Annotated in this window: 16 protein-coding genes; 11 read left to right on the top strand and 5 right to left on the bottom strand. The window is 58.5% G+C overall.

What is annotated here, in order from left to right:
• Positions 1–150: 150 nt before the first annotated feature.
• The 3 genes from ACRXB1_RS14855 (at position 151) to ACRXB1_RS14845 (ending at position 2,397) form a co-directional block, all read left to right on the top strand.
• Positions 151–480: an NAD(P) transhydrogenase subunit alpha gene (locus ACRXB1_RS14855; protein ID WP_061998448.1), complete on the top strand. Its 330-nt coding sequence runs from the start codon at positions 151–153 to the stop codon at positions 478–480.
• A complete protein-coding gene (locus tag ACRXB1_RS14850; protein ID WP_449492418.1) occupies positions 477–1,919 on the top strand; it encodes an NAD(P)(+) transhydrogenase (Re/Si-specific) subunit beta in 1,443 nt (480 codons plus the stop codon). The genes ACRXB1_RS14855 and ACRXB1_RS14850 overlap by 4 nt, the downstream gene beginning before the upstream one ends.
• Before the next feature lie 127 nt (positions 1,920–2,046).
• Complete coding sequence (locus ACRXB1_RS14845; protein WP_449492417.1) at positions 2,047–2,397, top strand: low molecular weight protein tyrosine phosphatase family protein; 351 nt, start codon at positions 2,047–2,049, stop codon at positions 2,395–2,397.
• Between the two features lie 24 nt (positions 2,398–2,421).
• Here ACRXB1_RS14845 and ACRXB1_RS14840 read toward each other — a convergent pair whose 3' ends face one another.
• The 5 genes from ACRXB1_RS14840 to ACRXB1_RS14820 all read right to left on the bottom strand — a co-directional run bounded on the left by ACRXB1_RS14840 (position 2,422) and on the right by ACRXB1_RS14820 (position 4,882).
• Positions 2,422–2,811, bottom strand: a complete 390-nt coding sequence (locus ACRXB1_RS14840; protein ID WP_449492416.1) for a DUF6984 family protein — start codon at positions 2,809–2,811, stop codon at positions 2,422–2,424.
• A 254-nt stretch (positions 2,812–3,065) separates the two neighbouring features.
• Positions 3,066–3,308: a hypothetical protein gene (locus ACRXB1_RS14835; RefSeq protein WP_449492415.1), complete on the bottom strand. Its 243-nt coding sequence runs from the start codon at positions 3,306–3,308 to the stop codon at positions 3,066–3,068.
• Positions 3,309–3,322: 14 nt separating this feature from the next.
• Positions 3,323–3,772: an RHS repeat-associated core domain-containing protein gene (locus ACRXB1_RS14830; protein ID WP_449492414.1), complete on the bottom strand. Its 450-nt coding sequence runs from the start codon at positions 3,770–3,772 to the stop codon at positions 3,323–3,325.
• A gap of 103 nt (positions 3,773–3,875) precedes the next feature.
• Positions 3,876–4,256, bottom strand: coding sequence for a hypothetical protein (locus tag ACRXB1_RS14825; RefSeq protein ID WP_449492413.1), 381 nt, complete (start codon positions 4,254–4,256; stop codon positions 3,876–3,878).
• 26 nt (positions 4,257–4,282) lie between these two features.
• A complete protein-coding gene (locus ACRXB1_RS14820) occupies positions 4,283–4,882 on the bottom strand; it encodes an RHS repeat-associated core domain-containing protein (RefSeq protein WP_449492412.1) in 600 nt (199 codons plus the stop codon).
• 399 nt (positions 4,883–5,281) lie between these two features.
• Here ACRXB1_RS14820 and ACRXB1_RS14815 point away from each other — a divergent pair, with 399 nt between their 5' ends.
• The 8 genes from ACRXB1_RS14815 (at position 5,282) to ACRXB1_RS14780 (ending at position 14,689) form a co-directional block, all read left to right on the top strand.
• Positions 5,282–5,506: a SymE family type I addiction module toxin gene (locus tag ACRXB1_RS14815; RefSeq protein WP_449492411.1), complete on the top strand. Its 225-nt coding sequence runs from the start codon at positions 5,282–5,284 to the stop codon at positions 5,504–5,506.
• A 1,530-nt stretch (positions 5,507–7,036) separates the two neighbouring features.
• The gene (locus ACRXB1_RS14810) at positions 7,037–8,374 is read left to right on the top strand and encodes a THUMP domain-containing class I SAM-dependent RNA methyltransferase (RefSeq protein WP_062169131.1); all 1,338 of its coding nucleotides are present in this window, start codon (positions 7,037–7,039) and stop codon (positions 8,372–8,374) included.
• Between the two features lie 30 nt (positions 8,375–8,404).
• Positions 8,405–9,808, top strand: a complete 1,404-nt coding sequence (locus tag ACRXB1_RS14805) for an aminopeptidase P N-terminal domain-containing protein (protein WP_449492410.1) — start codon at positions 8,405–8,407, stop codon at positions 9,806–9,808.
• Positions 9,798–11,015, top strand: coding sequence for a UbiH/UbiF/VisC/COQ6 family ubiquinone biosynthesis hydroxylase (locus ACRXB1_RS14800; RefSeq protein ID WP_449492409.1), 1,218 nt, complete (start codon positions 9,798–9,800; stop codon positions 11,013–11,015). The genes ACRXB1_RS14805 and ACRXB1_RS14800 overlap by 11 nt, the downstream gene beginning before the upstream one ends.
• A gap of 248 nt (positions 11,016–11,263) precedes the next feature.
• A complete protein-coding gene (dusB, locus tag ACRXB1_RS14795) occupies positions 11,264–12,373 on the top strand; it encodes a tRNA dihydrouridine synthase DusB (RefSeq protein ID WP_449492408.1) in 1,110 nt (369 codons plus the stop codon).
• On the top strand, positions 12,370–12,603 hold the full coding sequence (locus tag ACRXB1_RS14790; RefSeq protein WP_056355686.1) for a Fis family transcriptional regulator: 234 nt from the start codon (positions 12,370–12,372) through the stop codon (positions 12,601–12,603). The genes dusB and ACRXB1_RS14790 overlap by 4 nt, the downstream gene beginning before the upstream one ends.
• Before the next feature lie 106 nt (positions 12,604–12,709).
• Positions 12,710–14,275 carry a bifunctional phosphoribosylaminoimidazolecarboxamide formyltransferase/IMP cyclohydrolase gene (gene purH, locus ACRXB1_RS14785; protein ID WP_075360601.1) on the top strand — a complete coding sequence of 522 codons (1,566 nt, stop codon included), beginning with the start codon at positions 12,710–12,712 and terminating at the stop codon, positions 14,273–14,275.
• Positions 14,276–14,392: 117 nt separating this feature from the next.
• Positions 14,393–14,689, top strand: a complete 297-nt coding sequence (locus tag ACRXB1_RS14780; RefSeq protein WP_449492407.1) for a crossover junction endodeoxyribonuclease RuvC — start codon at positions 14,393–14,395, stop codon at positions 14,687–14,689.
• Positions 14,690–14,774 lie beyond the last annotated feature (85 nt).

Genomic DNA, 14,774 nt, shown 5'->3' with positions numbered 1-14,774 from the left:
CCGCCCTTTACGCCCGCAACCTGCTCGACTTCATCAAGCTGATCGTGACGAAGGAAGGCACGCTGAATATCGATATGGCCGATGACATCGTCGCGGCCACGCTCCTGTGCCGCGACGGCCAGGTCGCGCGCGGGATCAAAGGAGACTGACATGGAACTGGTTAATCACACGGTCATCAACCTGATCATCTTCGTGCTCGCGATCTACGTCGGGTACCACGTGGTGTGGAACGTCACGCCCGCATTGCATACGCCATTGATGGCGGTGACGAACGCGATCTCGGCTATCGTGATTGTCGGCGCGATGCTCGCAGCCGGCCTCACCATAGGCGGCGCCGGCAAGTTCTTCGGCACGCTTGCGGTGTTGCTCGCAGCGGTCAACGTGTTCGGCGGATTTCTCGTCACGCGACGAATGCTGGAGATGTTCAAGAAGAAAGCGCCGAAGCAAATTGCCGCTCCGTCGAAGGAGGCCGCGCAATGAGCATGAGCGTAGTCACCCTCCTGTATCTCGTCGCCTCGGTGTGTTTCATCCAGGCGCTCAAAGGCTTGTCGAATCCGAAGACCGCGCGCATCGGCAATACGTTCGGCATGGTTGGCATGGCGATCGCGATCCTGACGACCATTGCGTTGATCGTTAAGCAGGCGTCGGCGCTGGGATCGGATCTGTCGCTGGGCCTGGGGCTGCTGTTCGCAGCGCTCGTGGTGGGCGGCGCGATCGGCGCATACGTCGCGGCGAAAGTCGAGATGACGAAGATGCCCGAACTCGTCGCTGCCATGCATTCGCTGATTGGTCTGGCAGCGGTTTGTATCGCTTATGCGGTTGTTTCCGAACCCTCGGCGTTCGGGCTCGCCGCGCTGGGCGAACCGATTCCCGTGGGCAATCGCGTGGAATTGTTTATCGGCACTTTTGTGGGTGCGATTACGTTCTCGGGTTCCGTGATCGCGTTCGGGAAGCTGTCGGGCAAGTATCAGTTCAGGTTGTTCAAGGGTGCGCCAGTCGTGTACGCCGGCCAGCACATGATCAACTTGCTGCTTGCCATCGCGATGCTCGGCTTCGGCATCATCTTCATGTTCACGCAGTCGTGGCTGCCGTTCGCGATCATGACGCTGATCGCGTTCGCGCTCGGCGTGCTGATCATCATCCCGATCGGCGGCGCGGACATGCCCGTGGTTGTATCGATGCTCAACTCGTATTCGGGCTGGGCGGCGGCGGGCATCGGCTTTTCGCTGAACAACCCGATGTTGATCATCGCCGGATCGCTGGTGGGATCGTCGGGCGCAATTCTTTCGTACATCATGTGCCGCGCGATGAACCGCTCGTTCTTCAACGTGCTCCTGGGCGGCTTTGGTAATGAAGGCGGCGCGGCGGCAACCGATGGCGCGAAGGAACAGCGCCCAGTGAAATCCGGTTCCGCCGATGACGCCGCGTTCATGCTCGGCAATGCCGAGACGGTGGTGATCGTGCCGGGTTATGGACTGGCCGTGGCGCGCGCTCAACATGCTTTGAAGGAACTCACCGACAAGCTGATCGAGAAAGGCATCGACGTGAAGTATGCGATCCACCCGGTCGCGGGGCGGATGCCGGGGCATATGAACGTGTTGCTGGCCGAGGCAGAGGTGGACTACGAACTCGTCCACGAGATGGAAGACATCAATGGCGAATTCCAGCAGACGGACGTGGTGTTGGTGCTCGGGGCGAATGACGTGGTGAATCCGGCGGCCAAGACCGACCCGAAATCCGTGATCGCGGGGATGCCGATTCTGGAGGCGTATCGAGCGAAGACGATTATCGTGAACAAACGCTCGATGGCGGCGGGTTACGCCGGGCTGGACAACGAACTGTTCTACATGGACAAGACGATGATGGTTTTCGGCGATGCCAAGAAGGTGATCGAGGATATGGTGAAGGCGGTGGAGTGAGGTTGTGTCACGTGGCAACAATCAACGCCGGTGACTTGCGAGAGTCGTCGGCGTTTTTCATTGACGAGTTCGTGGATGGCGCTTAGCTTCTTCCTCTTGACCAGGTCTAAAGAGGCAACCGGTTCAAATGCGCGCGCTGTTCATCTGTAGTAGAAACCGTTTGAGAAGTCCGACTGCCGAAGAGGTTTTCTCGTCATGGCCCGGCGTCGAGACAGATTCCGCAGGCTTGGCGCTTGATGCGCTAACGCCCCTGGAACCCAATCAAATCGCATGGGCCGACGTGATTTTCGTCATGGAGCGAAGGCACAGAGTCAAACTGAATAAATCGTTCGGGCGATATCTGAAGGGGAAGCAGATTGTTTGTCTCGATATCCCGGATAAATACAGCTTTATGGATCCGGATCTGATTGCGTTGCTTGAGCGGAAGGCGGGAAGATTTATACATGGCTGGTGCCCGGGGCATCGTCGGCCGACTTAGCGCAACGAACGATAGTGTCAAAGACTATCCAACAGATGGCTTCGTGCACCATTCCGGCCCTGGAACAAAGGATTCCCAAACTTCCGGCATGCGTTGAATGGGCGATCCGTCGACCTTATAGTTTTCGATCTCGCGACAGAAGCCGTCTACTACATGCAACATGACGCTGATCATTACGCCGTCCAGGTCCGAACCATGCAACTCCGTGCATACGCGGTACCGTACTAGCGCCGGTCGAACGCACGACGTACATATTTCAAGGCTGCCTTCCTCGTCGATAACGCGCACGTGATACGACTGAAGCTGAGCCAACACCTCGGCTCGCCCCGAAAACTCAGCTGACGTCAGTACTTCAACCAAATTGCGCTCAGCGGGGGACGGCAGCCGGAATCCATCGGGAGGTTTTCGGTGCAACGTATAGCTCCGGTTAGTGCGTTAGATAGGTTCAAATCATCCTTCATCCCCACCGGATCAATCTGCAGATCGTCGGCGAGTAAAACCGCGCCTTGGAATAGTACAACCCCAAATCAAGCTCTCTGGGCTCTGGATCGAACACGCCGGATTCCTCCCCTCCAGCAAGTACACATCACCGTCGAACACGGCGAACTCATCATTACCGCCGCTTAGTTGAATCTTTAGCCGCTAAATTGACGCGTAGGTTCCAGCAACTACGCCTCAATCCATATGTGACAATCTTGGTAATGGTCTTCTATGGTTCCAACCATTGCTTCGTATTGGCCTCCTTCTCTCAAGTCAAATTCGATGCTGAATTTCGAAATTTCCAACCCTTCCACATCGAGGCCATCAATGTTGACGCCACCATTTATCCACAGTCTCGCATCTTTGACGACCGCTTGAATTTTTATAAACCGTTCTACCGCAGCTCTACTCTTTGCGAAAAAGACGTCCATAGTTTCCCTCGATTTCAGAATAATGATTCGCCGTCACCACGCTTTCCATCTCGCCAAATGTGTATATGAGGAATCATTTCCCCATGTGAGTGGCTGATATCGACATCCAGAACAGGCTTTCCATCGTCCCCATACCGTCGCCCGTCACCTGTGAGTGGATGTACGTGATAGCTTCCCGCATCGCCGGTAAACGGCCGCCCGCGTTGTGCGACAACGGTAGCATCCCCGACCGCCACCTTCGCCAGCCCCGTCGGATCAACCCGATTCACCGGGTTATTCCCCCCGTACGCATACAGGTTCAGATCGTCCTTGGTCCCCGCCGGATCTGTTTGAAGGAACCGTCCAAGGCTCGGCGAGAAAACCCGCGCCTTGTAATAGTACAACCCCAGATCAAGCTCTCCGGGCTCTTGATCAAGCACGCCGGAACTCTCCCCGGCCAGCGAGTGTGCGTCACCGTCGAGCACGGCAAACTCATCAATACCGCCGCTTAAAAGACCGAAAGGCCGCGTCAGCGGTCTTTCGTATTTCAGCGGCTCGCTCTTCGTGCCGCACGGAAAGACGATGCCTTCAAATTGCTTTTACAAAACCTCTGAGGTTGGTAGCCGTCGGGGGGCGATGGACCTTTTTCGAATCCGGCCGCAAAAACTCAAGGTCTCTAATTTCGCCGTCCGTTATCCACAGAATTGCATTCACCGCCTCCCCATCCAAATCAATTCCCGATGCCTCGACAAATCCGCTCAAATTCTTGCGGAAAAATTGATTTTGATAGTTAGAACACGCACCCTTGAAGCAAAGCTTTAGCAACGTGTCGTCACAATTCCACGAAATAACTTTTTCCAATTGATCCACTTGAATAGAAAATGCGTCGTCTCCGGGAAATGCATAATTCAGCATGGCCTTTATAAGCTCAATCTCGCTATCGAGAATAGGTCTCTCATCGTTGTGCATAAGAACACCTCTAAATTAAATCACTATCACCTGTGACGCCCATCATCAGGATGAATCGTTCCCAGGTTAATACCGCCCGTTGGGAGCAAAAAACTACGCACGTTATAATTTACGCCATTCACCGTCATTCCAAATGAAGTCCCGCCCACGAAACCGGGCGACTGGGCAATACCAATCGCCACGTTAACGACTGAGTCAATGTTTCCAGCCCCTACCCGATTTATATAATGATTGGTATTAGTGACGACGCCCGCAACTTGAATCGCTCCCCCCACCTCCACCTTCGCCAGCCCCGTCGGATCCACCCGATTCACCGGGTTATTGCCCACATACGCATACAGGTTCAGATCGTCCTTCATCCCCGCCGGATCGGTTTGAAGGAACCGTCCAAGGCTCGGCGAGTAAAACCGCGCCTTGTAATAGTACAACCCCAGCCCCAAATCTCCGAAGTACTGCTGCCCGGTGAACATGAATCGCGGTCGGTTCACCCCACTCGTTTCTCCAAGCGGACCGTATGAGAACGCACCCGTTCCGACGCCCTTCGCGTCCATCGTCGCGACGATGCTTCCCTTGTAGTCCGCAAGCATCCACGTCTTCGACGTAACGCCCAGTCCGTCGTAGGACACGATTGGCTCGTCCGTACCGGGTCCATGTACGTAACGCTTCACCAGATTCCCGCTGGGATCGTACTCCGCAACCAGCTTGTCCCCGTCGTATAGCAACTCAGTCGCAGGTTCGCCTAAAGTAACTGAGCTCCGCAACCGCCTCCATACCGCCGTATCCCCTGCTGTCGAACGGCCGATTATTCAAATCATATTCAGTCGCTATAAAACCATCGAACCAAGAGCAGACTCTTGCTGGCAGACATGCGCTTCGGGCGCCAACTGATCAGGGGCTCGACCTCAGTACGAAGCTCGACGATGGAATAGCCGGTCACCGGAACGAAGTCCGAGGCTTCCCCGCAAACAAAGCGTGCGCCGCGAGTGTGTCAACACGCACGGCCGCTGACCACCACCAACTCGACTATGGCTAACGCCAATCATAAAGTAGCCGCTGAATTTCCTGAACGCTCCGTCAAGGTTCAGCAGTGTCTTCACCATCAAGCCTGGCCTTCACACCTGAACAAGCCGCCCAAGCTTTATCCCTGGATCAAGGTCTCCGGTCGATGGATCGAACACGCCGGATTCCTCCCCGGCCAGCAAGTGCGCATCACCGTCGAACACGGCAGACTCATCATTACCGCCGCTTAAAACAACGAAGGGCCGCAGTTAACAGTCAGCGGCCCTTCGGTTTTCAGTTGCCACCCAACCCTATAGCGGATTTGCTGGATAGTACGAACTTATAAACATAATTGCTTTTTTCTCGGCATCGTTCAATTTAACTCGCTCTGGATTCCGATCGAAGCGCTCCAATCTGGATTTTCGATCAAGTCCCAATATCACGTTGTGAATGTCGACCGGAAGAGGAGCCACGGAATCGATGATGCATACGACGTCCTCACCTTCTCGTGCGGCAAGCATCGCCTCATCAATCGATTCTGCCTCGCCAGTTTTGAGACTGAATCGAAACCGGTACTGGGTCGTGACCGTCCTCGCCTGAATGGTGGTGTCGGTATGGATGCAGGCCCACGAGCGTTTGTATCGCCTGTGATGCCTGAGGCCTTGAGGTGACCGCTGTCGCTAGCTGGCCCGATCGAGGCCCCCTCATTGAGGTGAGCCGGGAAGACCCGTGAAGCTCGCGCTCGCTGGGAGTCCTCGGCACTAACCGGTGGCATGTCTGCGCGAAGGGTGCTACTCGGCGGCCCGGATTGCATCTGCGATGCTTGCGCCTCGGGATCACCCGTAATTGGTGAATCGGCTGAAGAGGAGAGCAACGCAAACCGACCCGGCGTCAGTGTTACTTTCTTACCAGGGAGAATATTGGTGCTGCTCTGCTGAAACAGCCCGTCTTTTCCATTGCCACCGGCATTAACCGATTTGCCAACGTTGACGAGTGGGATGGTTTTCGGCGCACCGTCCACTGCAATCGCAATTTGCGCGACAACCGAAGCATTCGCAGAAAACAACGCGAACCAAACACCGATAAGCTGCGCCCCTTTGTATAATCTCATATGTATTCCTAATTATTATATTTTACGATCGCCCATTAAATACTTGCGAAGCTCAAGTCGACATCTATGGCGTCGTTCTAGTGGCCGTCACTAACGTCCAATTCCCCGTCTCGTCGTATTCGTAGGTCATCGTCGCAGTCATATCACCGCTGTAGTCGGCTTTCGTCAACCGACCAAGAGCGTCATAGCTGTAATTCACGACAGCAGCGTGAACGTAGGCTACGGGCATAAGGCAAACCAAGGCGGTGGCAGAAATCACAAAACGGCGTATTGCCCTCGGCGATAGTCGGGGTTGACGGCGCGTATAGCGCACACGCGATGCATCTGCGGCAAGAATTATCCGTGTTGATCTTGTTGGACTTGTCATCGTTGTCACGCCTCGGTAAAAAATCCGAGTTTTGCACGGACCGAGCAAATGCCCTGTCACAAATTGTTGATTTGATCCGGGGACGCGCGTTGACTTTGATCGAGCGCAAACGCGTTCACCACGACGGGTCAAAAGAGCGACGCGGGAACATTTCTATCCCCTGCGGCAAATGAGTGGTCTTTAGGCTATCCGTGTTTTGCAGGGACGCCAGGCATAACGGCCGGGAATGCGCCCGAGTTATCAGCTTTGGTTGCGCCCCCGCGTACAATATCCCCCTTCGATTCCCCTAAAAAGCACCGCCCCATGGCCACTACTTTCCTTTTCGACTGGTTTGTCCCTTGCCCGCGCGGTCTCGAGGCGCCGCTGGCGGCCGAACTCGCCGAAATCGGAGCAAAGCATGTAGAAGGCTCGCAATTCCGCACCGGCAAGGAAGTCCCGGGCGGCGTGCATTTCCGCGGCTCGTGGGCGGCCGGCATGGCGGCGAACCTGCACTCGCGCATCGCGAGCCGCGTGTTGCTCAAGCTCGCACACGGCCCGTACAGAAGCGAACACGACATCTACGAGCTCGCTTACCAGCAACAATGGGAAAAGTGGTTCTCGCCGAATGAAACTATTCGCGTCGATATCACCGCCATCAAATCGCCCCTGCGCAGCCTGGAATTCGCGACCTTGCGCGTGAAAGACGCTGTTTGCGACCGCCTGCGCGAATTGACGGGCAATCGTCCGAGCGTCGATACCGCCCAACCCGACGTCCGCGTCTTTGCGTTCCTCACCATCAACGAATGCACGCTTTACATCGATACCTCCGGCGACCCGCTCTTCAAACGCGGCTGGCGCCTGGACAAGGGCGCAGCTCCACTACGAGAGAACCTCGCGGCAGGCATCTTGCGCCTCACCGGCTGGACGCCGGGCACGCCGCTATTCGACCCGATGTGCGGCAGCGGCACCTTCCTCGCCGAAGCCGCGCAAGTCGCGCTGAACATTGCGCCGGGCGTCGAACGTCGTTTCGGCTTCGAAAAGCTCAAGCAATACGATGTGAACGCGTGGCAAAAGCTGAAAGGCGCGGCGCTCGATGCAAAACACGCCGCGCAATCATCACGCAAGGACCTGCAGATCTACGGCAGCGACATTTCCGGCGACATGCTCGACAAGGCCTACTCGAACCTCGAACGCGCGGGTCTTCCGGAACTGTCGTTGAAACAGGTCGATGCCCGCCACATGACACCGCCGGCGGGCGAGCCCGGCATCCTGGTCGCGAATCCGCCGTACGGTGAACGGATCGAAGTGCGTGGCCGTGGTCCGCGCGGCGAGCTCCGCGAACCGAAGAACCGCGGTCACGACGAAGACGAAGAAGCATTTCATCGCGCGCAGCCTGATCCGGCGGACCTTGAGTTTTTCATCTCGTTCGGCAACGCGCTCAAGCAGCGCTTTCCAGGCTGGCGCGCGTATGTGCTGACATCGGACAGAAAACTGCCTGGCATGCTGCGGTTGCGTGAATCGACGAAAACACCGCTTTTCAACGGTGCGCTCGAATGCCGCCTGTTCCGCTTCGACCTGATCGCCGGAAGCGTGCGCAACCGGCCGGCAGCGGCAGAACCCGCAGGCGGCCAAACACCCGAGGCCCCCGAGGCCAAGGAATAAGGCCGAGCAAACCGGCGCTACAATCGCTGAATGAACTCATCGACTGAAGCCCAATCCTCAAGCCTCGATGTCTATCGCAGCCGCCGCGAACGCGTTCTCGCGGCGCTGCGCGAATCGGGCGGCGGCGTGGCGATCATCCAGACCGCGCGCGAAGTCATGCGCAACCGCGACGCCGATTACCCATTCCGCCACAACAGCTACTTTTATTACCTGACGGGCTTCACGGAACCCGAAGCCACGCTCGTTCTGGACGCCAGCGCTCATCCCGACGAACCCGCGGCCATCCTCTTCTGCCGCGAGAAAAACGTCGAGCGCGAAACGTGGGAAGGCTTTCGGCACGGCCCTGAAGGCGCGCGCCTCGCGCTGGGACTGGACGCGGCATTTCCCATCGATCAGCTCGATGCCGAGATGCCCCGCCTTCTCGCCGACAAACCCGCCGTGCACTACGCGCTCAGCAGTTCGGCCGAACTCGACACACAGGTTCGCGGCTGGCTCGCAGCAGTACGAGCGCAAAGCCGGATCGGGGTGAAAGCGCCATCGAAAGCGGTCGATTTGCTGCCCATGCTCGACGAAATGCGCCTGATCAAGGACGACCACGAGCTCGCGATCATGCGCCGCGCCGGCACGATTTCGGCCGAAGCTCACCGCCGCGCGATGCAAACCTGCCGTCCCGGCATGCACGAATACGAGATCGAAGCCGAGTTGCTCTACACGTTCCGCAAACGCGGCGCGCAAGCCCCGGCATACGGTTCGATCGTCGCGGCCGGCGCGAACGCGTGCGTGCTGCACTACCCGGCGGGCAACGCGATCGCGTGCGAAGGCGATCTGATTCTCATCGATGCCGCGTGCGAACTCGACGGCTACGCGTCCGACATCACGCGCACCTTTCCGGCGAGCGGAAGGTTCACGTCGGCGCAACGGGAAATCTATGACATCGTGCTTGCCGCGCAATACGCCGCCGTTGATGCCACTCGCGCCGGCGTGAGCTTCGACGCGCCGCACGAAGCGGCGGTGCGGGTTTTGTCGCAGGGATTGCTGGATACGGGGATCATCGACAGCAACAAATTCGCGACGGTCGACGACGTCATCGCCGAGCGTGCGTACCAGCGTTTCTACATGCACCGCACGGGCCATTGGCTCGGCATGGATGTGCACGACGCGGGCGATTACCGCGATGCAAACGCGCCGCTCGACGACCAGGGCGCGCGTGCGTGGCGCACCTTGAAACCGGGCATGACGCTGACCATTGAGCCGGGTTTGTACATTCGCGCCGCCGCCGACGTGCCGGAACGCTACGCGGACATCGGCATCCGGATTGAAGACGATGCCATCGTGACCGCTGGCGGCTGCGAGCTCACGACACGGGAAGTCCCCGTCGATGCCGACGAAATCGAAGCCTTGATGCGCGACGCGCAAACCCCCGATGCAAATTGAAACCACGGAAACCGTCGGCCATGAACTGCCGGCCGATTATCACTTCGATATCGTCATAGTCGGCGCGGGCCCCGTTGGCCTTGCGCTTGCAGGGTGGCTGGCGAAACGCAGCGCAACATCGCGTTTGTCGGTCGCGTTGATCGATGCACGCGAGCCGGGTGCAGCTTCAAACGATCCCCGCGCAATCGCGGTGTCGCATGGAAGCCGCGCGATGCTGGAATCGTCGCTGGGTTTTCCCTCCGATGCCACGCCGATCAAGCGCATTCACGTCTCGCAGCGCGGCCGGTTCGGCCGCACATTGATCGATCACGATGAACACGGTCTGCCCGCGCTCGGTTACGTCGTGCGTTACGGCTCGCTCGTTTCGACGCTCTCGCAAGCCGTGGCCAAGACTGGCGTTCACTGGTTCACCGGAACGACTGCGTCCACGCCGCTGCACGACCATGATGGCGTGACGCTGCCGATTCATTCCGCGGCCGAAGGCGACCGGACGATTCGCGCACGCATCCTGGTGAATGCCGAAGGCGGGTTGTACAAGGAAACGGACGCATCGACTTCGGTCAAGAACACGCGCGATTACGGTCAGACGGCGATTGTCGGGACGGTCAGCGTGAGCGCGCCGCAACCGGGGGTTGCGTGGGAACGTTTTACACCCGAAGGTCCGATCGCGCTGTTGCCGTCTGGCGGCGCGCGTCAGGCGGATTACGCGCTGGTCTGGTGTTGCGCGCCCGAAGAAGCCACCCGCCGCTCGCAACTTCCCGACGATGCATTTCTCGCCGAGCTCGGCGCAGCCTTCGGCGAACGCATGGGCCGTTTCACGAAAATCACCGGCCGCGCGATGTTCCCGCTTGGGTTGAACGCGCTGAATGCGCTTGTCGACCGGCGCACGGTTGCGATCGGAAACGCGGCACAAACGCTGCATCCTGTTGCAGGACAAGGACTTAATCTCGGCCTGCGCGATGCACACGCACTATGCGATGCATTGTCGACGAACGGGACCACGACGGTCGCGCTCAGCCTTTTTGCGCAACGTCGCGCGCTCGACCGGCGGATGACGATTGGTGCCACGGATACGCTCGCGCGAGTTTTCACCATCGATTTTGCGCCGCTTGCTGCAATGCGCGGCCTCGCTTTGAGCGCGCTGGAACTCGTGCCGCCGGTCAAGACCGTGCTGGCGCGTCAAATGATGTTCGGGCAACGGCGCTAAACGATTGCTCATCAGTTGCTGATCGTTTGCTTTGGAAAACCGGCTCCGCACTTCGCGCCAGCCCGGCCAAATTTGCTGAGCGCGGTGCCTGGAAAACCGAGCGTTCACTCTATGGCGTTCGCAACTTTCATAGAAGATTTAACGACTTGCGGCGCGATTGGAGCTAATTGACCCTGCGCGTTCGCGTTAAAATACGCGTTTTCCTCCAACGCTTTTGCGTCCATCGAATCGTGGACGCTGCCAGTTTCATGCCCATTTCCAAACCGGCCATCGGCCCCCATATTTTGCGCAACAACCTGTTCGTCGCCCCCATGGCCGGCGTGACAGACCGCCCTTTCCGGCAGTTGTGCAAACGCATGGGCGCAGGCTACGCCGTGTCGGAAATGGTGGCATCGAACGCGCAGTTGTGGAAAAGCGAGAAAACCATGCGCCGCGCAAATCACGCTGGCGAAGTCGAACCGATCTCGGTCCAGATTGCCGGCGCAGACCCGAAAATGCTGGCCGAAGCGGCGCGTCACAACGTCGCGAACGGCGCGCAGATCATCGATATCAACATGGGCTGCCCAGCCAAGAAGGTCTGCAACGTGGCAGCGGGTTCCGCGTTGCTGCAAAACGAATCGCTGGTCGCGGAGATCGTGCAGGCCGTGGTGAACGCCGTAGGCGTGGGCCCGGACGCTGTGCCGGTCACGCTGAAAATCCGCACAGGCTGGAATCGCGAAAACAAGAATGCGCTGAACATCGCGCGCATTGCACAGGACGCCGGCATTTCCATGCTGACCGTGCATGGCCGCACGCGCGCCGACCTGTATAAAGGCGACGCCGAATACGAGACCATCGCGGCCGTCAAAGCCTCCGTGCGCATTCCGGTCGTGGCCAATGGCGACATCACCACGCCGGAAAAGGCGCGACATGTGCTTGCCGTGACGGGTGCGGACGCCATCATGATCGGGCGCGCGGCGCAGGGACGTCCGTGGCTCTTTCGCGAGATCGAACATTTCCTCCTGACGGGCCAACATTTGCCCGCGCCGCGGATCGACGAGATCCAGGCACTGATGAACGCACATCTTGAAGATCACTATGATTTCTATGGTGAATTCACGGGCGTTCGTACAGCGCGCAAACACATCGGCTGGTACACTCGCGGCCTTTCCGGCGCCAACACGTTCAGACATCGGATGAACACGCTGGATTCCACACGAGAACAATTGCTCGCCGTGAACGAATTCTTCGACGCCCAAAAGGCGTTGTCCGACCGTCTCGTCTATGTCGAAGAACCCGGCGCAGACGCCGAGCGCAGCGGCAACGACGAAGAAGAAACGTGCGGCACGCAGAACCAAACAGACCGATTAGCCGCATGAGCAGACACAACATAGAACAATGCGTCCGCCAGAGCCTGGACAATTATTTCCAGGACCTGGACGGCTCGAAACCGCACGACGTCTACGAAATGGTGATTTCGTGCGTCGAAAAGCCGATGCTCGAAGTCGTGCTCAAACAAGCCGATGGCAACCAGTCGCTCGCAGCGGAGTATCTCGGCATCAATCGCAATACGTTGAGAAAGAAGCTTCAGCAGCACGGCCTGATTTAATTCATTTGTCTCATTGATGTACCTCCCGGACCGTCGCGGCGTACGGCGGTCGATCCGAATTTACTGATTCCCTCGACTCCCCTACCGGCTCCCCGCCGTTCCCATCATGATCAAGCAAGCGCTCCTTTCCGTTTCAGACAAGTCCGGCATTGTTGAATTTGCAAAATCGCTGTCCGAGCTGGGCGTAAGCCTGCTCTCGACCGGCGGCACCGCAAAACTCCTCGCCGATGCCGGCCTGCCCGTCACCGAAGTCGCCGACTACACCGGCTTCCCGGAAATGCTCGACGGCCGCGTGAAAACGCTGCATCCAAAGGTCCACGGCGGCATTCTGGCGCGTCGCGACTTGCCTGAACACATGGCCGCGCTCGAGCAACACAATATTCCGACCATCGACCTGCTTGTGGTGAATCTGTATCCGTTTGTGCAGACGGTATCGAAGGAAGAATGCTCGCTGGAAGACGCGATCGAGAACATCGACATTGGCGGTCCGACCATGCTGCGTTCGGCGGCGAAGAATCATCGCGATGTGACCGTGATCGTCGATCCTTCGGATTACGCGACGGTTCTCGAGGAAATGCGCTCGGGCAACAACACGGTCAGCTATCCGACGAACTTCAAACTCGCCACCAAAGTGTTCGCGCACACGGCGCAATATGACGGCGCGATCACGAACTACCTGACGAGCCTGACCGAAGCGCTCGAACACAAGAGCCGCAACACGTTTCCGTCGACGTTCAATCTTGCATTCACCAAGGTCCAGGACCTGCGTTACGGCGAAAACCCGCATCAAAGCGCAGCGTTTTATCGTGACATCGCGACGTCCGCGGGCGCACTCGCGAACTACGAGCAGTTGCAGGGCAAGGAATTGTCGTACAACAACATCGCGGATTCCGATGCTGCATGGGAATGCGTGAAGACCTTCGACGTGCCGGCCTGCGTGATCGTCAAGCACGCGAATCCGTGCGGCGTGGCGGTCGGCGCGGGTGCACACGAAGCATATTCGAAGGCGTTCCAGACCGATCCTACTTCGGCGTTCGGCGGGATTATCGCGTTCAATCGCGAAGTCGATGAGGCTGCGGCCCAGGCGGTCGCCAAGCAGTTCGTGGAAGTGCTGATGGCGCCTTCGTTCAGCGACGCCGCAAGGCAGATTTTCGCGGCAAAGCAGAACGTGCGTCTGCTGCAAATCGAGCTCGGCGACGGTCACAACGCGTTCGACCTGAAGCGCGTGGGCGGCGGCTTGCTGGTTCAGTCGCTGGATTCCAAGAACGTTCAGCCGCACGAATTGCGCGTGGTCACGAAGCGTCATCCGACGCCGACGGAAATGGACGACCTGATGTTCGCGTGGCGCGTGGCGAAGTACGTGAAGTCGAACGCCATTGTGTTCTGCGGCGGCGGCATGACGCTCGGCGTGGGCGCGGGGCAGATGAGCCGCGTGGATTCGGCGCGCATCGCGAGCATCAAGGCACAGAACGCGGGGTTGTCGCTGGCGGGATCTGCCGTGGCGTCGGACGCGTTCTTCCCGTTCCGCGATGGCCTCGACGTGGTGGTGAACGCGGGCGCGACCTGCGTGATCCAGCCGGGCGGCTCCATGCGCGACGACGAAGTCGTGGCGGCCGCGGATGAACACAATATCGCGATGGTGCTTACAGGTACGCGCCACTTCCGTCATTAAGCACGACACCCGGAACGTCCGATCTTCGCAAAGCCCGGTGGCCGGCAGGTTCACCGGGCTTTTTACTTTTTGCGCCGCGCTGTTAGTATCGCAAGCACTACGTTCCAACGGCATTCCATGAGAATTCTCGGTATCGACCCGGGCCTGCGCGTGACTGGATTCGGCGTCATCGATAAAACCGGCCAGACGCTGACCTACGTGACCAGCGGCGTCATCAAGACCGCGGACGCCGATTTGCCGTCGCGTCTGAATACGATCTTCGAGGGTATTTCGACGCTCGTGCGGCAACATGCGCCGGATCAATCGGCTATCGAAAAAGTGTTCGTCAACGTCAACCCTCAATCCACGCTGCTGCTCGGGCAGGCCCGCGGCGCCGCCATCTGCTGCATCTGTTCTTTCGTGGCGCGGCCATAGCCCACCACGGCCTGCTTCAATTGCAGCGCCGTGTATTCGGCGACCGGAACGCCGTTCGCGACCAGTCCGCAGATGGCGGCGCCGA

It is taken from the genome of Caballeronia sp. M23-90 (assembly GCF_053574605.1).
The sequence above is the reverse complement of the archived record's forward strand: the minus strand, read 5'-3'. Positions and strand labels throughout refer to the sequence as shown.